Annotated in this window: 14 protein-coding genes; 5 read left to right on the forward strand and 9 right to left on the reverse strand. The window is 45.1% G+C overall.

The genetic code is table 11. The annotated features are described in order from the left end of the window. Positions 1–185: 185 nt before the first annotated feature. From LEP1GSC061_RS14610 to LEP1GSC061_RS14630, 5 genes are all read right to left on the reverse strand, one after another. Entirely contained in the window at positions 186–2,957 is a 2,772-nt protein-coding gene (locus LEP1GSC061_RS14610; protein WP_016545995.1) for a SpoIIE family protein phosphatase, read from the reverse strand. Between the two features lie 84 nt (positions 2,958–3,041). Further along, positions 3,042–4,610: a methyl-accepting chemotaxis protein gene (locus tag LEP1GSC061_RS14615; protein ID WP_016546829.1), complete on the reverse strand. Its 1,569-nt coding sequence runs from the start codon at positions 4,608–4,610 to the stop codon at positions 3,042–3,044. Between the two features lie 155 nt (positions 4,611–4,765). Beyond that, complete coding sequence (locus LEP1GSC061_RS14620) at positions 4,766–6,337, reverse strand: methyl-accepting chemotaxis protein (protein WP_040508909.1); 1,572 nt, start codon at positions 6,335–6,337, stop codon at positions 4,766–4,768. 181 nt (positions 6,338–6,518) lie between these two features. After that, positions 6,519–9,683 (reverse strand): SpoIIE family protein phosphatase, encoded by a 3,165-nt coding sequence (locus LEP1GSC061_RS14625; protein ID WP_016546645.1) that lies wholly within the window; start codon positions 9,681–9,683, stop codon positions 6,519–6,521. A 211-nt stretch (positions 9,684–9,894) separates the two neighbouring features. Beyond that, positions 9,895–11,358 (reverse strand): NAD-dependent succinate-semialdehyde dehydrogenase, encoded by a 1,464-nt coding sequence (locus tag LEP1GSC061_RS14630; RefSeq protein ID WP_016546283.1) that lies wholly within the window; start codon positions 11,356–11,358, stop codon positions 9,895–9,897. Positions 11,359–11,714: 356 nt separating this feature from the next. On the opposite strand from LEP1GSC061_RS14630, the gene LEP1GSC061_RS14635 reads away from it, so the two are divergent. Then, entirely contained in the window at positions 11,715–13,019 is a 1,305-nt protein-coding gene (locus LEP1GSC061_RS14635) for a hypothetical protein (protein ID WP_016546122.1), read from the forward strand. A gap of 118 nt (positions 13,020–13,137) precedes the next feature. Then, positions 13,138–14,664 (forward strand): hypothetical protein, encoded by a 1,527-nt coding sequence (locus tag LEP1GSC061_RS14640; protein ID WP_016546133.1) that lies wholly within the window; start codon positions 13,138–13,140, stop codon positions 14,662–14,664. Positions 14,665–14,719: 55 nt separating this feature from the next. Here LEP1GSC061_RS14640 and LEP1GSC061_RS14645 read toward each other — a convergent pair whose 3' ends face one another. Together LEP1GSC061_RS14645 and LEP1GSC061_RS14650 are read right to left on the reverse strand one after the other, a co-directional pair. Beyond that, a complete protein-coding gene (locus LEP1GSC061_RS14645) occupies positions 14,720–15,655 on the reverse strand; it encodes a CPBP family intramembrane glutamic endopeptidase (RefSeq protein ID WP_016546733.1) in 936 nt (311 codons plus the stop codon). Positions 15,656–15,739: 84 nt separating this feature from the next. Beyond that, a complete protein-coding gene (locus LEP1GSC061_RS14650; protein ID WP_016546861.1) occupies positions 15,740–17,533 on the reverse strand; it encodes a GMC family oxidoreductase in 1,794 nt (597 codons plus the stop codon). 177 nt (positions 17,534–17,710) lie between these two features. On the opposite strand from LEP1GSC061_RS14650, the gene LEP1GSC061_RS14655 reads away from it, so the two are divergent. The 3 genes from LEP1GSC061_RS14655 to LEP1GSC061_RS14665 all read left to right on the forward strand — a co-directional run bounded on the left by LEP1GSC061_RS14655 (position 17,711) and on the right by LEP1GSC061_RS14665 (position 21,327). Continuing rightward, positions 17,711–19,156 carry a flavin-containing monooxygenase gene (locus LEP1GSC061_RS14655; protein WP_016546441.1) on the forward strand — a complete coding sequence of 482 codons (1,446 nt, stop codon included), beginning with the start codon at positions 17,711–17,713 and terminating at the stop codon, positions 19,154–19,156. Beyond that, complete coding sequence (locus LEP1GSC061_RS14660; RefSeq protein WP_016546543.1) at positions 19,137–20,165, forward strand: alpha/beta hydrolase; 1,029 nt, start codon at positions 19,137–19,139, stop codon at positions 20,163–20,165. The genes LEP1GSC061_RS14655 and LEP1GSC061_RS14660 overlap by 20 nt, the downstream gene beginning before the upstream one ends. A 211-nt stretch (positions 20,166–20,376) precedes the next feature. Then, a complete protein-coding gene (locus tag LEP1GSC061_RS14665) occupies positions 20,377–21,327 on the forward strand; it encodes a c-type cytochrome (protein ID WP_040508911.1) in 951 nt (316 codons plus the stop codon). A 61-nt stretch (positions 21,328–21,388) separates the two neighbouring features. Here the strand turns inward: LEP1GSC061_RS14665 and LEP1GSC061_RS14670 are convergent, their stop codons facing one another. Both LEP1GSC061_RS14670 and LEP1GSC061_RS14675 read right to left on the reverse strand, forming a co-directional pair. Then, the gene (locus tag LEP1GSC061_RS14670; protein WP_016546288.1) at positions 21,389–21,763 is read right to left on the reverse strand and encodes a hypothetical protein; all 375 of its coding nucleotides are present in this window, start codon (positions 21,761–21,763) and stop codon (positions 21,389–21,391) included. Positions 21,764–21,772: 9 nt separating this feature from the next. After that, positions 21,773–23,719 (reverse strand): S8 family serine peptidase, encoded by a 1,947-nt coding sequence (locus tag LEP1GSC061_RS14675; protein ID WP_016546390.1) that lies wholly within the window; start codon positions 23,717–23,719, stop codon positions 21,773–21,775. Positions 23,720–23,724 lie beyond the last annotated feature (5 nt).

A 23,724-nucleotide genomic window follows, 5' to 3' on the forward strand; every position in this document is an offset into this window, starting at 1 on the left:
TTTGGAACCTTTAGATCACCCTGTCTTTGGGAATGAGACTAAATACCGATAGCGGTATGATCTCGAATTTCTTGGATATCCGGTTAGGGGCGCCGTTCGAACGGAACGGAAATCGAATCCGAACTCTAAAGGGTCGTTTTTACAAAACATTGCGGAAAGGCCGATTTCACAACCTAAATTCCTTTTTAATACCCTTTGGATTTCAGTAGCTCTTCCAATTTCAGAACTCCCGGATTCTCTCCGTCAATCGAGCGAGCCGAATCCAAAACGAGTCTTGCATCCGAAAAGCGTCCTAGAAGTCGATAGCTGTCGGTCAGATTCACTAGATTGGCCAACCTATGCGGCTGGGAAACTCGGACCTTCTCCGCTGCCTCGGTGGCTTTTCGGAAATCCTTTAGATGTTTATAACAAACGGAGAGAAGGAACCAGATATTCGGAGAATCCGAATCGGTTTTAAGATAATTTTCCAACCACTTGGAAGCAGGTTGGTATTCTTTTCGATCGTAGTGAATCTGACCTAAAAGTCTAGCCGCTGCCCCGAAAGAAGGGGAGATTTCCAAAGCTTCTTCTAAGAGTAAGAGCGCGGTCCCCACTTCCTGTTGTTGTAATAAAGCTCTTGCTTCCGTGTACTTTCTGATCGCAGCTTCCGGAACCGAAGCCTTGGACCCGTTCGTACTAGGAGCAATTTTCTCCTGAAATCCTATCCGAATCAAAGAAAGGTCGTCGGATAGAGCGCCGAGTCCGTGAAGTCTATCCACGAGATTGTCCAGATCTCCCTTGGAACTCTCCACAGTATTTAAGAAGAGATTCTCGTCGTCGTTCATCGACCAGGTAACACCGTCTTCGGTAAGATTGATATCGTCCCTACCGTCGGAACCCACGTATAGAATATCTCCCGGAAAAAGTTGGAATTCCAAAATCCTAAAACTCATTTCGGAAGGAGAACCTAGTTTTCTTAGAGTCAATTCCCTCTCCAAGAAAGAAGCTCTACCGTCTCGAACCAGCACGCCCCAAGGATGTTCCGCATTGAAATATAGAAGTTTACCCGTCTTCTCGTTCAAGAGTCCCAGGATCGCGGAAGCCATCATGACTCCGTCGAATGTTCTGAAAATATCGTCCAATTCTCGATAGGTTTCTCTGATCCAATCTTCGGGGCTTACCTTTAATATTTTTCCCTGACTTGCGGACCTTGCCATGATATTGTTCATAGCGGTTCCGAGTACGATGGCACCACCTGCACCCTGCATGGATTTACCCATCGCGTCTCCGTTTACGAAGACCGTCCATTTCTCCTTTTCATCTCCGAAGAGAAGGTTCCCGCTGATACAGATATCTCCCCCGATCTCGGACTCCTTATTCCTGAACGTGAACTTCTTCTTTTGCTCTATATAGAAATTGGTACTAACGACTTCGGACCGATTCCAATTCGTCATCAGAGGACGACTCAATAAGGAAGTGAGATAATAATCTCCGTCCTGTTGCACCTTCAAGGCTTGGATCTCCTCCATCTTTTCGGTGACTTCTTTCGTACGAGCCTCTACTTTTTCTTCTAGGGTGTCGGCGTATTCTTCTAACTTGGTCCTTCCTTCTAGAATGCTTTCCACCATTTTGTTGAAGGAGTCCGTAAGATAACCGATTTCGTCCTGGACCAGGACGGGAATTTTTACGGTTAGATTTCCCAAGTTCACTTCTCCCACCCCTCGGATCAGAGTGTTCAAAGGACGAACCAAACTCCGATTAAAGAAGAATGGAAACAACGCTAGAATCACGAAAACCAACGCCAATGTAAGAAAGACGATCCAGCGATTGGTCTCATCCAAAAAATTCCGGTACGTCAAATACGGAAAAGCTACAAGCAGGGTCCTTTTTTCGACCTCGTCCCTAAGATAGTAGGAAAAGAATAAATCCGTAGGAGGAGGAACATATTCCTCGCCGGCATCTTTAGGGGAATTAATCGTCGATGTCCTATTCCTAAAATTTCCCTTATCCCTGTTGGATACGATCTCTTTGAGCGCGACGGAAGTATTGGGTTCTACGCCGGGAGATTTGAGTAGAATCCTGGGTTTACCGGAAGAATCATTTAGAGCGACCGCATATGCGATGGAAGACCCTTCCGAACTTCCGGTCTTCAAGAAAGTGGACGCTTCCTTTAAGCTGATCTCGTCGAATAACGCCTCGTTCTTATAATTGACGACTGTGGAAAAAGCCTGAGCGAAAACCAGACAGGTCACGACGGTGATCCCGACGATCTTTGTCATGAAGGAAGTCTTATCTACGGTATTATTTATAAATAATATAGTTAGGGAAAAATATCCCAAAATCATGAATCCCACGTACAATTGTTGGAAAGCATTGAATGTGATCACCCCCTCCCGAAACAAGACGTTGGATACCACGGGAACCAAATAGGTTATATCCATTCCTATGGACATCTGAACGAGAGCTTTTCTTTCATCCTTATCGCTTTTCAAAATCTTGCGAATCTGAATGAAGATCATCACTCCTACAAACGCAAGAAGGGATACCGCGAGTAGATTACCGACTTTCTGTTGATAATTATAGATCTGGCCGGCAAAATGGAATTCGGGTTTATTCGTATATATCTGATAATAGGAATATAGAATCGTAAGTACGGAAATCCCCACAAGAGCGCCAAGTACGATCCGTGCTTCCTTCTTGTGATCGTTTCTTGGATAAAGATAAGCGAATACGCATAGAAAAATCGTACCGAATGCGGCTGCCGGTCCCGTCAGGAAGCGATGATAAGCCGCTTGCGGATACGGGAATATCGCGGATATGAAGAAACCGAAATTGATGAGGAAGACGAGTAAAAAGAGATAGGAAAACGCGGAGGTATAATCCGCCTTCTTTTTAAGGCTCGTTAGGAACGCGAAAATAATGAAGGTGAATATACAACAAATAAGCGAAGATATCGCCCATGAGTTAAAGTAAAGCATGGAGCGACTTTTCTATTCCTTCGCTCCTAAAATTCAAGATTTTTCTACGTTACTCGAGTCGGAATTTTACGGATGAACGAACGATCAACTTTGGGACGCCAAGGTATGAGCCTCTTTTTCCAAAACCTTAATCGTTTCCGAAAGCATTTCGCTCTTATTCAATAGGGAATCCATGGATTGCTGCAATACCGAAACCGAGGTCATGATGGCTCCCGCACCTACGGATTGTTCTTTCGCAGCAGTCTCTATATCGGAGGAGAGGTTCCTAAGAGAAGTAAGGCTGGAAAGAAAACGATCGTTTACCGTTTTTTGCTCGCTCAGCAACTCGTTCAATTCTCTAAAACTCTGCAAAAAGTTTGTGAACAAAGTATCCTGCTCCTTAACTTTTCCGCTCGCCGTCTGAGCCGATTTTTGTCCGTCCATTACGTATTTAGTACTTTCATTTATGATCTTAGAAATCCGATCCGCGTTATCGGAACTGCTTTCCGCCAATTTGGAGACCTCGGTAGCGACGACGGCAAATCCTCTTCCCGCGACTCCTGCCCGGGCAGCTTCGATAGAAGCGTTCAAGGAGAGAAGATTGGTTCTATCCGCAACATCCGACATGATCTGATTCACTTCTCCCACTGAACGGAAGGAACTTCCCAAAGATTCCAAAGATGTACGAAGTCCGTCCACGAATTCGCTTACAGCTCTTCCCGCTTCCAAAACCGTATCCATATTGCGATTCAGATCCCTGGAATTTCCCGAGATCTTATCTATCAGCATATTTAGGTTTTTGCTTTCTCCCAGAAGCCCTTCTATCTTGGAAAACTGATCCTTTACCGTGGACGCAGATTGTTCGGTCTGTGCTAGAAATTCCTCCATGGTCGAACTGATTTCTTCGAAAGAAGCGGCATGATTGCCTACTACTTCGGAAAATTCGTCCGAAAAGTCCCTTAACTTTTTGGAATTCTCCCTAAGAGAAACCGCGGATTCGGTCATTCTCATTCTTCCGTGCTCCAAGTCCTCTTTGGACTTTTCGATCGCAATAGCCTTCTCTTCTTCCGCGCTTTTCAAGCGGGTGAAAATTCGAATCACGGCTACAACAATAAAGGAAACCGTCATCAGGAATAACATCTTGGTGATCTGCTCGGACATCGCAGCATAGCCGGGAGTAATGGAAAGCTGACTGTCTTCGGTGAATTGCACTCCCGTATTAGCCGCATTCAACACCACCAATGTCTGGCTGATCACGGTGGACAACCCCACGGCGTACACGAATTTGGGGGATAATAATAATCCGGCGTATATGATGTAAATTACGTTAATCGTATAAAGGACGACCTGCTTTATGATGTTGGAGGAAAGCTTAGGATCCTCGGAGGTCGCACCAATCATCACCAGACAAAGTACGAAAACGTCGGCGATGATAAAAACCTTACCCAAAAAGGGAGAAACTCCGGTTCCGATCCGGTTTTTTATGAAGGAATATGTTACATAAAGCACCATTACCGAGGTCCCGATGACGTAGAGGGAATTTTGCAATAGGGTGCTTCGTTTATAGCCCATTGCGATGGAGGCGAAATAGAGCAAGGTTAGACCGAATCGTATTCGATTTATGGTAATGGGTCCTTGGGCTAGGATCTTTTCGGTTTCGGTTTGCTGTGCCATGATAAGAAATTTCCCTTCTAAGAGTCGGCAATGTATCAAGACGGGAAATAGTCTGAGAATTCGAATCTTTTTCCACTTATAATGATGGAAAATTTATAGCAAAAGAAAGGTAACGTTGATACTTTCAAAAGTCTTAAATAAGACCTTGATATATGCTAATCATCCTCCTTGGCCAGCAGCTCCGCTTCTTCCTCCAGTACGCGAATAGTATCCGATAATAGCTCGCTTTTCCTGAGTAATGCGTCCATAGATCCCTGCAATTCGCTGATAGCCTTCATGATCAAAGAAGCACCGGCACTTTGCTCGTTGGAGGAGATCTCGATTCCGGAAGAAAGCTTCCTAAGTTCCGAGAGGCTGGAGAGAAAGTGGTCGTTTATGTTTACCTGATTCTCCAATAAGCCGTTCAGTTCGTTGAATCTAGCTAAGAATGTGGTAAATTGATTCTCTTGGTCCCGCACCTTCTCCGTAGTGACAGAAGCGGTATCCCTTCCGTCGGCTACGAAGCCGTTGGACACCCCGATAATTTTAGAGATCCTAGCGGCATTCTGTCCGCTGCTTTCCGCGAGCTTAGAAACCTCGGTGGCGACCACTGCAAAACCTCTTCCCGCTACCCCGGCTCGAGCCGCCTCTATCGAGGCGTTCAAGGAAAGAAGATTGGTTCTATCCGCCACCTCGGCCATAATATCCGTCACTTCTCCCACAGAGCGGAAAGAATCGCCCAGGGAATCCAGAGAACGAGAAAGATCCGAAACAAAGGAGGTAACTTCCTTGCTTGCATCCAAGACGGTTTTGATTCGCTCGTTCAGTTCCGTGGAATACCCGGAGATCTTATCGATTAAGCTTCTTAAGTTTTGGCTTTCCCGAAGTAGATCCTCTATTCTTCTGAACTGGTCCTTAACGGACTCGGTGGCGCTTTCTATTTGGGAAAGAAACTGGCTGAGGGTGGATCCGATTTCATCGAAAGATGCGGCATGACTGTTGATCACATCAAAGAATTCATCGGAAAACGTGCGCAAAGATCTGGATTTCTCCCTTAAGGAAACCGCCGCGGAATCCATTCGACTCTTGCTCTTCTGCAATTCTTTTCCGGATTCCACAATGGTGACCAACTTTTCCTCTTCCGCTTCCCTCAGTAATCCGAAAATATTGATCACACTTCGCGTTACGAAAGCCACTACTATTAGAAAAATCAGTTTCAGGATCTGCTCTGAAATCGAAGCAAAACCGGGAGAAAGAACCTCCAAAGGTTCCTCGCTGAAAACCACTCCATGCACGTAACAGTTTATTACGACTATACCTTGCAAGAAGGCGCATGCGAGTCCCGTTGCGACAACGAAGCGCGGAGAAAGCAACAAGCCGGAATATACTATAAATATAATATTAATTACGTATAATACGATTTGTCGGATAATTCCCGAAGACATATTCTTCTCGGTAGACGAGGCTACGAACATGACAGTCGCAAGAACGAGAGCGTCTCCTAGAACGGAAAGCATTCCGAGTTTCTGGGGAATTTTTCCGTATCGGAAAGAGAAATAGAGATTGATACCCGAAAAGACCGCCATGGCGATAGTCCCACCCAAATAGGCCATATTCTGCTCGAAGGAACTCTGTTCCCAGGATGCGGCCAAAGACGCCAAGAAGAGAAAAACCAAACCGGTTCTAATGCGATTTATGGTTCTAGGTCCGAGGGCGGCGATTTTTTCGGCTGTTCTTTCGTTACTCATAGGTACCCCGAGTAAATTGGGATTTATCCGGAAGGATGTCCTAAATTGGAAACGAATACGGGAAGAGGCGACTGATTTTTTCAAATGCGAGCAAAAACTCGCATTTATCAACCCTTACTCAAGTCTAGGAAAGCTTCTCTTAGTCCTAAACGGACGAGCTTTATATAAGAACCTTAGTCTCTTAACCGGCGTCTTCTTCCTTTCCGGACCAGTTCCTCTTTAGAACGTCTCGGATTTTCAGAACGGCTTCGTTATCCGGATCCAGCCTAAGAGCGGAATGAACCATGGTCATGGCTCTTTCGTAATTTTTAAGAGCGATGTAAACCTGAGCTAGATTCATTAGATTCTTGAAATGTTCCGGTTCCCTAAGTCTCAACCTTTCCCCGAAATCCAAAGCTTTATGCAATTGTCCCGCTTTTCTGGCGGAATAAGAAGCCACATATAAAATTTCTTTATCCACGGGTTTGATATTCAGGTAATCTTCCGCATAACGGGCGGCCTTGGTATAATTCTTGAGCTTCAGAAAAAGTTTTACGAAATTCTTCTTAACTTCTGGGATCCTACTATCCAAGGATTCGGCTTCCTCCAAATAAGAGATCGCTTCTTCGATATCCTTGTTTTGGGAAGTGTCCCTGGCCTTTTTAAGAAGTTCCTTCACTCGAATCTTTTGCTCGTCGTGTAACTTCTGCTCGGGATCCGCTTCCTTGAAAGAGAGTCTTATCAAAGAAAGATCGTCCGTCAAAGGCCCTTTAGAAAGCAGGATCTTATAAATGGACTGTAAATCGGATTTTCCCTCTTCCACGACTCTTAGGAATAATTTCTCGTCGTCGTTGATGATCCTTCCGCCTTCTTCGTCGGTACCGATCAGGATATCGTCCCTTCCGTCGGATCCGGCGATAATAATATCTCCCGGCTCCAATTGAAAAGTTTTGATGAAAATGCTGCCCTCCATACCGGTAGTACCCAATTTACGGAACATCAACTCGTCCTCTATAAAGCTGGCGATTCCGTCCCTGTAAAGGACTGTCCAGGGATGTTCTGCATTAATAAAGTATAATATTCCGACCTCGTCATCCACCAAACCCATCACCGAAGAAACGAGCATGGAGCCGTCGAAACTTTCGAAAACCTTATGCAACTCCGTAAATGCGTTTTTCAGCCATCTCTCCGGAGATTGATCCTTCATAGTATCCACGAGTCGGGTTCTCTCTATGATGGATTCGAAGACGGCTCCTAGAACCAGCGCGCCCCCCGCTCCTTGCATGGATTTTCCCATCGCGTCCGCATTTAGAAAAACGGTATAGGAACGATCTTTAAGTTTTATATGGTTGGAGATATTCAGGTCTCCACCGATCTCGTCATGATATCTTCGGAAGGTGAATTTCTTCTTTTGCTCGAGGAGGAAATCGACCTTAACGTTCTCTTGGACCGCATTATTCGCTCCCAAAGGTTTGATCAACAGAGAGGTGAGGAAATAATCACCATCCTGCTGTTGCTTCAATTCTCTCACTTCTCCGAGAGTCTGCTCCAATTCCTTCGTGCGCTCTTTGACTTTTTCTTCGAGCTCGTCGGCGTACTGTTCCAATCGCTTTCTGGCGGCTTGGATGGACCTAGCCATGCGATTGAAAGAACGAGCGATAAATCCGATCTCGTCCTCCACTCTCGGAATCAATCTATAATCCAAATTTCCGGAATTCACTTCCGTTAAGCCGACCACGACCTCGTCCATGGGTCTCACCAAAGCGTTCTGGAAGAAATATCTGAATCCGAAACTGATCACAAGCATCACGATCAGCAGAGAAGCGATAAGTACTAGAGACGGTTCGTGGATGAATGCGCGCAGAGATTTATAAGTAAAGCCGACTTCATAGACCTTTCCGTCCTTTGGAGAAACCACCAGATAAGAAACGTAAAAAAGCGGTTTAGGATCTCCCGGATTGTAGATTTTAGTCCCGCGATAGATTCTCTCTCCTACTTCCCGAATGGGAGACATCGAAAATACGATATCTTTTCCGATCTCGTCCTCGGTCTTATTTTCCTTCCAATCGTTCTCTATACGAGATTGCACCTTGGATAGGAAAGCGTTCAAACCTACTTCCTGGGTTTGGAACAACTTGAGGACCGCATTCTTATCGGCTTTGGAAGGCAGGTGAGAATATTTGTTTTTTACCACCTTGAGCTTACGATTCAAAAAGCGAAAGAATTGAGTGAGGTCCTCGTCGGAAACCTTCTCCGCATTTTTGGAATCCAGGAACTGTCGCAGGCCCTCCTGGTATGCGTAAAATTCCTTAGGCGAAGATTGGAGAATCTCTTTCGATTTTTCCCATCTTTCTTTTGCCGGAATATTTCCCAAACTAGTGAGCCCGCGGGCCACATGAAAAAAACGTAATTCAAGTCGGTCCTCTTCTTCCGATCTGGGATCCTTGTTTCCCTTTTCGATAGAGAAAGAACGATTCGAAGGATCGTAGGAAGCAAGATATGCGAACCCGTCCGGTCTTTCCCCTTCGTTCACCACCAACTTGGCTTCCTGCCTTTTTATGGAATCGTAAGAAGAATCGTACCCGTTCAGGATTGCGAAACCCACCAACTGGAAGGCCAGCAAAAAGGTCGCCATAGTAACCGCCACGATTCTGCTTAAAATCGTGGTTCTTTCCTTAGTGGCGTTTACGTAGATAATCAGTACCAAAAATAATCCCAAGACCAGGAGAATATCGGCCGTTTGTTGGTAAGTCGCCCGGCTAATCGATCCGTCCCGACTCATCGCGTTCGTGATTCCGGGAACGACCGTGACTACCAAATACGCTACGGTAATGTATATAACGGATCTGCGTTCCGCTCCTTTTTCTACAATCGCCCTCCAGATACCGATCGATAGAAAAATCAAATTATATGCAAAAACGCTTAAGGAAAAAATTCGATAAAAATAATGGGTCTCGAATTCCCAATAATGGCTTCCCATCACGAAGCTTCGACTTGTTTGAAGGGAGTTGATTATATAAAAACCTCCCATCAAAATCACTCCCAAATACATCAGAATATAAATCGGAATCCCTATATTCGTTTTCCTAGGAGTGGGAAAGTAAAAGAAGAAGATGGCCAATTGTACGTAGCCGACCATGGGTAGTGGAATCACGATCCATCTATGAAAAACGGTCCATTCGTCGAAAGATATGAATCCTAATGCGTAACCGAAATGAAAAAGAGTCGTGGATAATGTGGATAGCCCGAGATGGAATGCGGCTTTGCTTTTTTCCTTTATGGTCAGAAAGAAGAATGTTACGTAGAGGGAGAATAGCGAAGCTAATAAGGATCCGAAAACGTAAAAATTAAAGTAAAATGGGTCCATAAAACGGCAGGCTAAGAAGATTCTTTCGAAAACTTCTTCGTCAAGGAAAAATGTAATTTATTTCCTACTCCTTTCCGAATCGTCGGGATCGAAACGATAAAGAACCTCGTAAACGCGTAACAATCGTTACAATGCAAGAAGAAGGAACAAATCCAAGAAGGAGAAGACGAATTCTTTTCTCCAAACCTAACCGATCGTAATCAGGAAAAAATCAGGAACTGGCATGACCTCCCCAGCAGACATATTTTATTTCCTGGTATTCCTCGATTCCGTATTTCGAGCCCTCCCTTCCCAGACCGGATTCCTTTACTCCGCCGAAAGGGACCTGCTCCGTGGATAAGATTCCTTCGTTTACGGCAACCATTCCTGCCTCTAGGGACTCGCAGATCCTCCAAATCCGAGCGGGATCGTTGGAGTAAAGATACGAGGCTAGTCCCACGGAAACTCCGTTTGCTATACGCAAGGCTTCTTCCTCCGTCTTAAAAGTCCGAATGGGAGCGACGGGTCCGAAAGTTTCCTCCTGAAAACACAAGGAGTCCTCAGAGACATTCATGATTACCGTCGGCTCGTAAAAACTTCCTCCTAAAGAATGGGGTTTTCCGCCTAGTAAAACCTTTCCTCCCTTCGAAATCGCATCCTTTACATGAGCATCCACTTTCTTGAGAGCAGCGGCATGAATCAAAGGTCCTTGGTTGATTCCTTCCGAAAATCCGTTTCCTACTTTGAATTTGGAAACTTCCTCTTGCAAACTTGTTGCAAAGGCTTCAGCAATCGATTCCTCCACAAGAAAGCGGTTGGTGCAAACGCAAGTCTGTCCTGTATTACGAAACTTTGATGCGATTGCTCCTTTGATCGCAGCTTCCAGATCGCAATCCTCAAATACTATAAACGGAGCATTTCCTCCCAGCTCCAGAGAGACTCGTTTGATCTGCTTGGCCGCTTTCTCCAGAAGAATTTTCCCCACTCTTGTGGAACCGGTGAAACTGATCTTTTTGACGGAAGGATTTTCCAGAAATTCATCTGCGATGGGTTCCGGCATTCCGGTGACTACTTGAAATACTCCGGGAGGAATTCCCGCCTCTTGAGCGAGAACCGCAAGAGCCAGAGCCGAAAAAGGAGTCAATTCGGAAGGTTTAGAAATGACGACACATCCCACAGCCAGGGCGGGACCGATCTTTCTAGTGATCATCGACGAAGGAAAATTCCAGGGGGTTAAAATTCCCGAGACTCCGATCGGTTCCTTCCAGGCCATTAAACGCAGATCGCTGCGATGGGTCGGAATCAAATCCCCATAGGTGCGTTTTGCTTCCTCGGAAAACCACTCCAGGTAAGACGCCGCATAGTCGATCTCACCCCTGGATTCCGCCAAAGGTTTCCCTTGCTCCCAAGTCATGATCTTTGCGAGATCTTCCTTGTTATGGGTCATAAGATCCGCCCAATTTCTGAGTAACCTTGCCCTTTGTTTGGGAACGATTTTGGACCAGATCGCCTGCTCCTTCTCCGCAAAACGAATCGCGGAGCGCACCTCTTCTCTGGGTAAATCGGGGATACTACCAATCCTTTCTCCCGTGGCCGGATCCGTTACTTCGATCTCCTTCGAAAACGATTTCCAATGTCCCGAATAGTAGGCGGAAGTTCGGAATAAGGAAGAATTTGCCAAGCTGGGAGTATTCATTCAAGTTTCCCTAATATACTGATCGGATCAGGTTTCGAATCGAATCCGTCCAGGTTTCCGAAATAGGATGGAAACGACCGAACGTATGTACGAACTCACCCGACCGATCTCGATTTTTTCCGAAACTATAAGTATTTCGAAACCGAGGAAACCAGTTTTTGGAAATCGACGAAACTTTCCCCGCTTAAAAGCCGAGACTTTCTTTCGGGAAATAAATTCTTGGGACTAAAGAAGCCCCCCAAAAGTTCGTTTTTAAGCGCGTATTTCCGTTGAGAACCCCTCATTCAATCGTAAGTAAATAAGTGCTTACTTCGTATGTGAATTGAATTATCGTCTGCCTACTGAATCTTGGTTTTATGGGAAGAAGACTAGGTAAAATCGGAATTGCCCTCTCGCTTTTGCTATTAATCCAATCGCAGCTATTTGCCGTTTCGGTAGAGACGGCTAACGGAAAAGTTTTCGAAAAAGTCACCGTTCTAAAGGAGACCGAATCGGAAATAGAGATCGTGGACCGAGACGGAATCGTTTATCGAATCCGGAAGGATAAGATCAAACAGATCGCTCCGGACCGCCCGGAAGCACCTCCGGAGCTTGCCACGGATGAAAGTGTTCCCACAGGAGCCGTAAAAAATCCTCCCGTTAAGGATTCCCTTCCCGAACATTCCATTTTGTTATCCCAGTCCCTTTCCAATGACGGGGCATTCCAAGGATCGGATCTTTTCGGAGAGAGACAGGCCAGGAGAAACGGTACCCCGTATAAGGATTTCTATGAGGCGTATTTTCTAACCACGAGTATAGAATTATTGGGGCTTCCCAAACAATTCAAACTCGGACTCACTATGATGAATCCCCTTGTGGACAGAAGTAATACCGATGCCGACCTAAGATTCCAATCCACTCCCGGAGGCCCGGATCAAACCTATTTGATCGATCAATCTCTGGCTTCCGGAAAATTACAGTTCGATCCGAACCAGGTCCGCACCAGAAAAGAAAAGAACGGCTTATACGATTATTTATTCACTCGGGCTATGTACGAGCATGAGACGAGACTCGGAACCTTTTCCGCCGGCTTCTTATTCATCAATCAAAACGATCCGACTTACGTGATGAGAGGATATTGGGTAATCGGCTGGAAGGCGCCCTTTTGGGAATGGTTAAATCCCCAAATATCGATCAATAATAAGATGTTAAACGACTATGGCGGTATCTTCCAAGGAACCCACAACTATCGACTCAGCATCAGCCACGAGTTCTTTAAAGGGGAGACTTTTCGTATTACTCCGAGTCTAGTAACCGGTTATGCGGAAGTAAACGATAACCTAGACAGAAAGAAAGGTATTAGCGATGTGAGTCCCAGACTCCAATTCGATTACGAAAAATTTTTCGTGGCCGCAAATATGATGTACAGAGCCACTCCGGCTCTAGTGGATAACGGCTCCTATACCCCTAATATCGGAGTTTACGCGGACAATAATCCGAACGACGGACTGACCGTGGATCCCTCTAAAGCATACGGGTACAAAAACGAATTCGTTATAAACTATTTGTCTTCGCTCACCACGGATCCGACCGTTAAGAGAAGCTTAATAGAACATTACCAACAGCAGCATATCGTTCATGTGATTTTCTTCTATAATATAGGATATACGATTCGCATCTGAACTATTCGGATTCTCAAAGAAGGAGCCGAAAGCTCCCTTTCGAACTGTCACCATATGACAATACCGGCCGGGTTAAATTCAAATTGACGCCCGGTCGTTCCTCACCCCCTTTGTAAGAATGAAATTCTTCCGAAGCAATTTTGTTCTACTCTGCTTCCCTATTTTTCTCTCCATCATTTTCGCATTCTTATTCCAGAAGTGGCGATTAAACGGCCCCGTTCTGTTAAGCTACGACGCCACTTTTAAATACAAACAGATGTTGGATTACGTGGACTTCGGGGATTTCAATTTCCATTACGAATATTCCGAAATCGATCCGGAACAGAATCTGATCGGACACGATTGGCCGATTATCATCAAAACAACGGATGGTATCAAGAAAATCGCGTATCCGGAAGTTTTGGCGATCTTACTGTCCGTATTTCACGGATTCGGATTGGATTATTATATAGGATTCGTAAGTTTTTTTCTGCTCCTAATCGAGTTAGTCGTTTTTGGACATATCCTACGAAAATACTTGGGTCTGGAAAGTTATTGGATTCTTTTAGCGCAATTCCTACTCGCCGCGACCACTCCCAATATAGCGTTCATTTTCCAATTTCACGAAACGAGCATTTCAGATATATTTAATATATTTGCTCTATTATTCGTCCTGAAGCATATAACGAGCGCTCGTAACCGAATTCCCGCTCTACTTCTTTTGTCGGGACTCTTTTTCGGAATAGGCGCCTTATTCCGCGCAGAGGTCATCATCTCTGCGGGAGTCTTGATGAGCGTAAAATCGGTATTCGAGTTCCGCAAACGAAGTCCGAAGGAAATAATATCGGATCTGACCTTCTTTTCTTTAGGATTCGCGATATCCTTCGGACCTTACGCAATTTTTAATTATCTGAATAGCGAATCCATTTTTGGAAACAGAGTGTATTCGACTTATTTAGAGCAGTCTTCTCGACTCCGAATATTCTCCGATTTGATCCTGGGAAATTTCCTATCCGGGCGCATCGTAGTCGGATTATTGGAACAAGCGCCTTACGTTTTCTTGACACCGTTACTCCTTCTTTTCAAAAATGAAAAGCCGGAAGCCAAATTGCTGATGTATCACGGAGTGTTTACGATTCTATTAACCGCAATCGTTTCTCCGAATAACTCCTGGGGAGCCGGCTGGGGGATCCGATATTTCTGCACGGGTTTACCTAGTTTAGTCGCCGCATTCGTACTCTTGGTGCGAGATTCCTTAAAGGAAAGAAAATACATTCTTATCGCTTTATCTTCCGTGTTGTTAGCCGTTTCCTTGTACGTTTCCTACTACGGCTTGAAAATAATTAAGGAAAGCATGAAAAACGTTAAGGAAACGCAATCCATAATCCAGAAAGCCGGGGATAGAATGATCTTTTCCTCTCAGGATCTATTCTATTATTATGCGGGAATCTACATAAAGGATCATACCATTCTACAAACCCAGGAAGGAAAGTTCGAAAACTACGCCTTCCAACGGATGCTTAAAGTAGGTCCTAAGAATTTTTGCCTGCACTGGTCCGCATTCAGTCCTTTACCCGATGAAAAATTATGGGCTACGGCAAAATACGAATTAACGGAAACTTTCGATCTGGAATTGCATCACTTACGGTGCTTTACTAAACATTAATATGCTTCAAGCCTCGTCGTTTTTCTTCGACGAGGCATAAAAAATTCTTCGCTACTTATAGAAAGTAAAGAAACTGCAATGTGGCGAATAGCTCCATCGCCCAGGCTACTCCTATATGGATCAAAATTCCCGCGTAAACGGATTTGGTCCGATAGGAAATCAACCCAAGAACGAATCCTCCGAAAAAGGAACCCAACGCTTCGAACATCGGCTTGGTAAAATGTAGAAGCCCGTACAGGAAAGCCATGGCTAAGACTGCGGGTTTACTTCCGAATCGTCCTAAAAAAGGAAAGACCAGATACCCTCTAAAAAAAGTCTCCAACGAAGCGAATCCTAATGCATAAGTAAGTTCGAATAAAATAATCCAAATCGCGGGAGGATAATCCAAATATCCGTCCGGCAATCGATTCGCGAATCTAGGATAAACGGAAAGAAAAGAGAGAGAAAAGGAGGCCAAAGCGATCGGAATTATCATAATTCCAAAAAGGAAAAGAACCTCTCCAAAGCGCGGAGGTTTGTCTAATCCGAGAAACCGATCCTCGGAGTCCTTTTTACTTAGAAACCAAAAAAGCGGTAGAGCGAGATAAATTGCAATATTACTAATATAATTCAGAACCAACATTCCGATTCGAACCTGGGAATGGTCCAAAAAGGAAAGCAGACTGGTATCCTTCATTCTCGCGGAACTTACGAGGGTCAAAACGAAGACGATTCCGAGAATGGGAAGAATCGAAGATTTAAATTCTTTTAATTTACCGTAAAGACTTAGCACGATCGGATAAATCAAGAACGCTCCCATCGTGTAAAACAGGAAAAAGAAAACAAGCAGGTAAACCTGCTCGTCCTTTAAGGAAACGAAGATCTTAGGAACGAACCCGGAATTATAATTAAAGAGCCATACTAAGAAAAAGAGAAGAAAAACTCCTCCGAACGATAACCGATCCTTGCTAGTTTCGAAAAAATCCTTTAAACTTTCCTTTAATAGATTCAACCCATTCTCTCCGGAGCGCCGGAAGTCCGCTCATTTCGGATTCTTCCTGAGCAACCCGTTTAGAGTCCATCGTTTTAGAAAAGTCTAGGAGCGGACGGACTTCGTTTTCTTCCGCGCTTGGTTCTTTGGCTTAGTCTGCATGTTTCGCTTCTTAGGGGATTTCGTTCCGATCTCTTTGGATTTTCCGAAAACGACGGAAGAAATCCCGAAAGTCTTCTCAAATCCGAAAACGGATACCTGTCCTTTCTCTTTCGGGGGAATGAAGGACATAGCTCTTTCCGTCATAGCAGTGATCGATAGGGAAGGATTCACTCCTAGATTGATGGGAATCATGGAGCTATCGCAGATCATCAAATTCTTATAACCGTACACTCGATTCTGAAAATCGATTACGCCTTCGTTGGAGCTCCCACCCATTACGCAACCGCCCATAATGTGTCCCGTAATAGGAGCGTTTAGAAGCACGTCATTGAGGGAACTGCGAGGAATTCCCCCGATCTTCTTTGCGATCTTACGAGCGGTTTGATTCGCGATGGGGATATAAGAGGGAGTTTTTTCCCCTTCGGTCAAGGTCGAAGTCATGGATTTCTCGAAAGGCCAAGCGAGCCTTCTTTGCCGAACCAATTTTACCTGATTATCCAAGGTCTGCATGACCAATAGGATCAGAGAATTCTTTGCGAAACCGATCGGCCAAGACGCCTTTAAGAAATAAATCGGATGTCGGAACATCGTGAAGAAATATCTCAGAGGACGAGGAAAGAAGCCTCCCCCGTCGGTCAGAACGCTGGCAAGAATTCCGAAGAAATCGGAACCTCGAGAATATCGTACCGGCTCTATATGCGTATGCTCGTCGGGGTGAATAGAAGAAGTGATCGCGACTCCCTGGGAAAAATCCACATTCTTTCCAAACTTAGTGACTCCAAGAACCGTTTCGCTATTCGTTCTTACGGAATCTCCTAGCTTAGGAGAGAGGCGTTTCATATTACCTTTTTCTTTCGCACGAAGTAACAAACCGACCGTCCCCATTACGGCTGCGGAAAGAACCACATTCCTGGTTCTTAAAGTCCTCTTCGGAGCGCCGAACCAGCCGGTGGTGGATTTCGTATGCAATTCGTATCCGTATTCTCCGCTTGCATCCGGATCCAATTTCCCGTTCTTATCCAAAGGAACCAGATCCATGACCTTGGTTTCGGGCAAAACTTTTGCTCCCAATTTCTCCGCGAAAAATAGATAATTTTTATCTAATGTATTTTTGGAATTGAAGCGGCATCCAACCATGCATCCGCCGCAATAATTACAAGTCGTCCTATCGGGACCTTCTCCCTGGAAGAAAGGATCCCGAACCGTTTTCCCCGGTTTATCTCCGAAGAAAACTCCGACGGGAGTGGGAGTGAATGTGTCCCCCCTTCCCATATCTTCCGCGATTTCTTTTAGAATAGAATCCGACTTGTCCAAGTACTGATTCCGAACCACACCCAACATTCTTGAGGCGACTCGATAAAAAGGGAGCATCCCCTCTTTGCCTCCGATGTTTCTATAAACCGGATGATTTAAGATCTTATCACTAGGAACGTATAACGTGTTGGCGTATACGAGAGAACCGCCCCCCACTCCCGCTCCGCTCACAAGGAAAAAATCTTTGAGCAGATTCAATCTTTGGATACCGTAAAAACCTAAACGAGGCATCCATAAATATTTATGAACGGACCAATTCGTTTTTGGAAAATCCTTTGCGGTCCATCTCTTTCCCGATTCTACCACCAGGACGGAGTAACCCTTTTGGCTGAGACGCATGGCGGAAACGCTTCCCCCGAAACCGGAACCGACTACGATATAATCATAATCGAAATGAACGCTTGTTCTTTCTTGATCCTTCATACGCCTCAACTAAACATATCGAATTATTTGCTCAATCCATTTTCGGACTTGACCGACTCCACCTTCGGGCATCTAGTATGAGATCGTTTTATAACGTTCATTATTTTTCTTCTCCCCAAAGCCCAAATCCATACGCCGAAAGGGTTCAAACGAGACGAACTTCATAAGGAGAATGCAATGGCTGAGTTACCAAGAGTTTGTGTCATAGGCGCAGGTTCGAGCGGTATAACGGTTTGTAAATCTTTACAGGACAAAGGAATTCCCTACGATTGCTACGAGAAAGGCAGCGATATAGGCGGAAACTGGAGATACAAGAACGATAACGGTCTGAGTAATATCTACAAATCCTTACATATCAACACTCACAGGGACCGTATGGAGTATCGTGATTATCCGATGCCTCCTTGGTATCCCGATTATCCGAATCATGAACCGATCCAGAAATATTTCTTAGACTACGTAAGTCATTTCGGGCTTCGTAAGAATATAAAATTCAAGAACGGAGTCGCCAGGGTCCAACCTCAGGAAGACGGAACTTACCTAGTTACCAGCGAAAAAGGAGAAAAGATTTTTTACGACGCCGTAATCGTAGCGAACGGACACCATTGGTCTCCTCGTTGGCCGGAGCCCGAGTTCCCCGGAAAGTTTAACGGAAAAATAATACATTCCCACGATTATGTGGACCCGCAGCATCCGATCGATTTGGTAAATAAAAAAGTCGTAATACTAGGAATGGGAAACAGCGCCATGGATATTTCCGTAGAGTTAAGTAGGCCGGGGGTCTCCAAAAAGGTCTACTTATGCTCTCGTAGGGGTGCTTGGGTGATTCCGAATTATCTTTTCGGAAAGCCTTTGGATAAATCCACTCAATTGATTCCGCCCGGCACTCCGTTTTGGATCAAACAGCTCATTCTAGGTCTAGTATTGAAAATCGGAGTCGGTAAGATGGAAGACTTCGGACTCCCTAAACCCGATCATAATCCGGGAGAAGCACATCCTACTATATCGCAGGACATACTAGTACGACTGGGGAGAGGAGATATCACCTATAAACCGGTCATCCAAGAATTCAAAGGAAATAAAATACGATTCGCGGACGGCTCCGAAGAGGACGTGGACGCAGTCATTTACTGCACCGGGTATAATGTGAAATTTCCCTTCTTCGATTCGAACTTTCTGGAAGCGAAAGACAATCATCTACCTTTATTCCATAGAACTTTCCAACCCGGATCGAATAATCTATTTTTCGTCGGGCTTTACCAACCTCTTGGAGCAATCATGCCTCTTGCCGAGTTCCAAGGAAAATGGCTCGCCGAGTATCTATCCGGAAATTATAAACTACCCGAAATATCGGAAATGAGGAAACAGATTCGGGATTACGAGACAAAAATGCGAAAACGATACGTCGCTTCGGCAAGACACACCATGCAGGTGGACTTCGAAGACTTTTTATATTATATGCAAAAGGAACTCAAAGCCGGAAAAAAAAGAGCGGCCAAATCAGGTAACGCACTCCCCGTGGAAGCAAAAGCAAAATCTAAGACCGCAAACCATTCTAGCAACGGAAATGGACATCGAAAAGAACTAAGGAAGCCTAAAAAACGTGCTCTTGCAAAAGCTTGAAGGAATCATCGCGAGACTCATATTAAGAATTCCAAATGTAGTTCTCGGGCTACTAGGAAAGGACAAAAAGAGAGGTCGTCTTCTCGATCAAAAATTAAGAACCGTCCTATTATTGGCAAAGGTGAAACCCAAGCCGGAGAATCTGCCTCCCCCCGAAGCGAGAAAATTGTTTCGGGACAGCATGAATCTCTTCGATTTAGAAAAGGTGAAACTCGCTCGGATTGAAAATTTCACGATACCGGGTCCCGACGGAAGAATTCCCGTTCGTCTCTATTCCGATTCCTCCTTGTTGGAACTCCAACCTTGCTTGGTCTATTTTCACGGAGGAGGTTTCGTGATCGGAGACATGGATACGCATGACCCGCCTCTTCGATATTTAGCGAAGGAATCCGGTTGCATGATCCTCTCCGTAGATTACAGACTCGCACCCGAATTCCCCTATCCCGCTCCTTGGGAAGACGCCTACTCTTCCTACATTTGGGCGAAGAACCACGGAAAAGCTCTCGGTATAGATCCGAAAAAAATCGCAGTAGGCGGAGATTCCGCAGGAGGAAATCTCGCGGTCTCTATATCCACAAGAGCCAAAAAAGAAAAGCAACCTCTCCCTCTCTTCCAACTTCTCATCTATCCTTGGATCGATCTTATCCAGGAAAGAAAAAGTACGGAAGAATATTCGGACGGATACGCGTTGACCCGGGAATTGCTCCGCTATTTCAAAAACCACAGCTTGCCGAATCCGGATGATTGCAAGGACCCGCGAGTGACGCCTTTTCGACAAACATCCTTTTCTCACACTCCTCCCACCTATCTGACCATAGCAGGATTCGACCCTCTCCAGGACGAAGGAACGGCTTACGCGGATATATTAAAAAAATCAAAAGTTCCTCTGGAAATTTCGACCGAGGATACCTTAATACACGGATTCTTTAATTTAGGAAGGGGAGTGCCGGCCGCAAAAAAAGCCTTGAAAGAGATCGCAAGTTCGATACGAAAGGGATTCTTCCAATAATTGAAAGGTTTTGGGCGCGTCCGATTCTTTGGAATTTTAAATCGATTCTATAAAGGACCGGGCTACTTCAGGCTCGCGGATTCCCGCTCGTCCCTTTGGGACGCTAGCGCGCCTTTCGTATCCCTCGCGCAAAAACTTTCCGGAAGGCGAAAAAAGAAACAAATCCGAAGGAAACGAATTGTTTCCCGAATATATAAAACCAGAGAACTGCATGAAAAAAATCTTAAAAACGATAGGAGCTCTACTCCTACTTCTCCCTCTATCCTTAGTCGGATTCCTCTATTTTTCTTTCCCGAAATCGGAGCCCGCGCCTGAAATCGTTGCTGGAAATGATCCGGCCAGAATCGAAAGAGGTCGCTATTTAGCAAATCATGTCAATGCTTGCATCGACTGTCATTCCACAAGAGACTGGAAAAAATTCTCCGGTCCTCTTTTGCCGGAAACTGTAGGAGAAGGAGGAGAAGTCTTCGATCAAAAACTCGGATTTCCGGGATCCTTTGTAGCTCCTAACATCACTCCTGCGGCCTTATCCTCCTGGACCGACGGAGAAATTCTGAGAGCGATCTCGAGCGGAATCAGTAAAGATGGAAGGCCCTTATTTCCGGTCATGCCTCACCCTGCATACGGACAGATGGATAAGGAAGATCTGATCTCCCTAATCGCTTATTTAAGGACCCTGAAACCGATCGAAAAACCGAACGGAGTCTCCAAAGCGGATTTCCCTTTTAATCTGATCCTAAGAACCATCCCATCTCCTGCTTCTTTCGGAGTACTACCCAAAAAAGAGGACAAGATTGCGATGGGAAAATATCTTTTCACCGCTGCCGCTTGTTCCGAATGTCACACGAAACAGGATAAGGGAAAACCTATCGCCGGAATGGAATTAGCAGGAGGTTTCGAATTTCCTCTTTCCAACGGTACCTTAGTCAAATCGGCAAATATCACTCCGGACAAAGAAACGGGAATCGGACTTTGGACGGAGAAAGAGTTCATACATAGATTCAAATCGATGGAAATTCCGAAGTACAAACCGCATGAGGTAAAGGATGGAGAATTACAGACCATCATGCCATGGACCATGTACGCAGGAATGACGGAAGAGGATCTGGCGGCGATATACGCATATTTACGGACCGTAAAACCGATATCGAATAAGATCTAAACCGACCGACGATTCTAAGGACCGGATTTCAGTAGAACCGGTCCCTAGAAAAAACTTCGGATTAAAACGCTTTGTAAACGTGATTCGGCTCGGCGTATTCCACAAATCCGGATTTTTTTCCCGCCTGTACCAAAGCTTCCAAACCCGGTTCCGTTTCATAGACCACATGGTATGTGTCGTCCGAGATCTTATCAATCTTAACGATCTTATGATTCGGAAGCAGTTCGACGATTCTTTTGGAATCCGTACCTGCGTTTAATTTTACGATATATTCCTTAGGAACCGTATTAGAAGAGGATTGTTTATTCTTCTTTAATAGATCTTTACTTTGCATGGGGGTCTTTACTTGTTCTTTCGCATCCGTTCCGCAATTTGCAAAAATCAGATTCAGAAAAATACCTCCGAAGATTAGAATGGAAATAGATCTCGTATTCATCGTAAATCCTTAAGGCGCTACTAATGTCAGATTGGAAGGCGCTTTCAAGAATCGAAGCGCCCCGTTGGCATCCGCAGCTTTTCCGTATTTCGTTTTTCCTTGGAGAGAGCTAGTGGTCCGCCCTCCGGAAACGATCGCATCGATCGTATCCTGGTAGGTAAACTTAGGATTGAAGGAACGCAATAAAGCGGCCAATCCGGCAACATGAGGAGTCGCCATCGAAGTCCCGTTTAAAATATTGTATTGCGCGGTATCATCCACATCCAAGGCACTGAATTCGAATCCGGTAATAACGATCCCCGCTTTTGCGATTGAAGAATTGGAATTAAACTTAAAGCCGAAACTACAATTCGTACTGGAGCCGGTGCAATTAGGAAGTTGGTATTGTAAATACGCGTAATTTCCATTCATCTCTCCCGCATAAGAATCCAAAACGGTACCGGAAAAACTAGGAAGACCTGCGGAATTGGAATAATTCAAACTGAAAACATCATATAACGGTTCCGTATCTAGGAATAAATAAAAACTTGCATGCACTCTATCCATCCCGGAGAGATAAGTGTAAGTCTTGTATGCGGTTGTAGTGATATTATTTAAATAGCCGTTTACGATTTCCCCACCCGCGCCATCGGAACAATTAGTTGATAAATAGAGTGCGGAAAAGCTTGAAAAACAACTCCCCTGCGGTGCATACGTCCAGATACTCTTAGAACTTGCGGTATTATTTGAACTTGTTGTCCAAGTTGCAAAATTCGTTCCACTGTCCGAAACTTCTCTTCCTGCCCAAGTGCTTCTGATATTCGTTCCCGGCGCCCCTACATCCACCCATACTGAGGAGGTATCGAAATTAGAAAAGGAAGCCAATGAATAAGCCTGATCCAGAGCGGCTACACAGAGTATATTCGCTTCCGGAAATTTACAAGGAAAGGAATTCTTCGAAGCCAAATTGCTTGTTTCATTTCCAGCAGCCACGACAAACAAAACATCCTGATTTATTCCGGCTAACGCAATCGCGGAACGCAATGCGGGATCATAAGAAGGTCCACCCAAACTTAGATTTACCACTTTAGCTCCGTTCCGAACCGCAAAATTGATTCCTTTGACGATATCCGCCGTATAACCCGAACCCCAATCATCCAAAGCTCGAACCGGCATCAGTTGCGCCGTCCAGCAAAGCCCTGTGGTACCGATCGTATTACTACCGACGGCGGCGATCGTTCCGGCAACGTGCGTACCATGTCCGTTTAAGTCCATAGGATCGTTATCTCCGTCCACATAGTCCCAGCCTCCGTACGGGCAGGCGCCTAGACTAGCTCCGGCTTCGGAAACGCAAGAACCCGAAGTCCAAATATTGGCATTTAAATCATCGTGATTGTAATTTGCACCCGTATCTACAACGGCAACGACAGTATTCGTGCAATCATGGTTTACATCCCAAGCATTCACAGCATCCATATCCGATCCGGAACTACCCGGATTATTGGTAGCATACGCCGACGGCGCGATCAGTTGTCCTGTATTCTTCAGTCCCCAAAGCGTAGTAAATAAGGCATCATTCGGAGTTCCGGTCGTATGATACACATAGTTCGGCTGGGCAAACTCCACGTCCGGATGGCTGGAATATTCCTGGACCGCTTCTTCGATCGATTTTCCTTCAGGAAGGGCCACTTTCGATAAACCGTTTCGGGAAAGATTCTCCGCAATTCTTCCTCCGAGAGAACTCGCGGCATACGCTTTCACGGACTCTCCCGCATTCTCCTTGAACTTAACCAAGACTTCTTTGGGTTTAAATCGAGCGTTTCTATCGATCGATACGGCTCCTCCCTTTGTCTGAGTCGTTCCGGAAAATACCTCCGGAAGATTGGAAAACACACCGCCTTCTTTCTGAGCAAAAAGAGCTCCCGCTAAAAGGAGGAGAAAAGAAGCCGAAATCGAATAAATATATTTGTTTTTCATAATGT

The organism is Leptospira wolffii serovar Khorat str. Khorat-H2 (assembly GCF_000306115.2).
GTDB lineage: Bacteria > Spirochaetota > Leptospiria > Leptospirales > Leptospiraceae > Leptospira_B > Leptospira_B wolffii.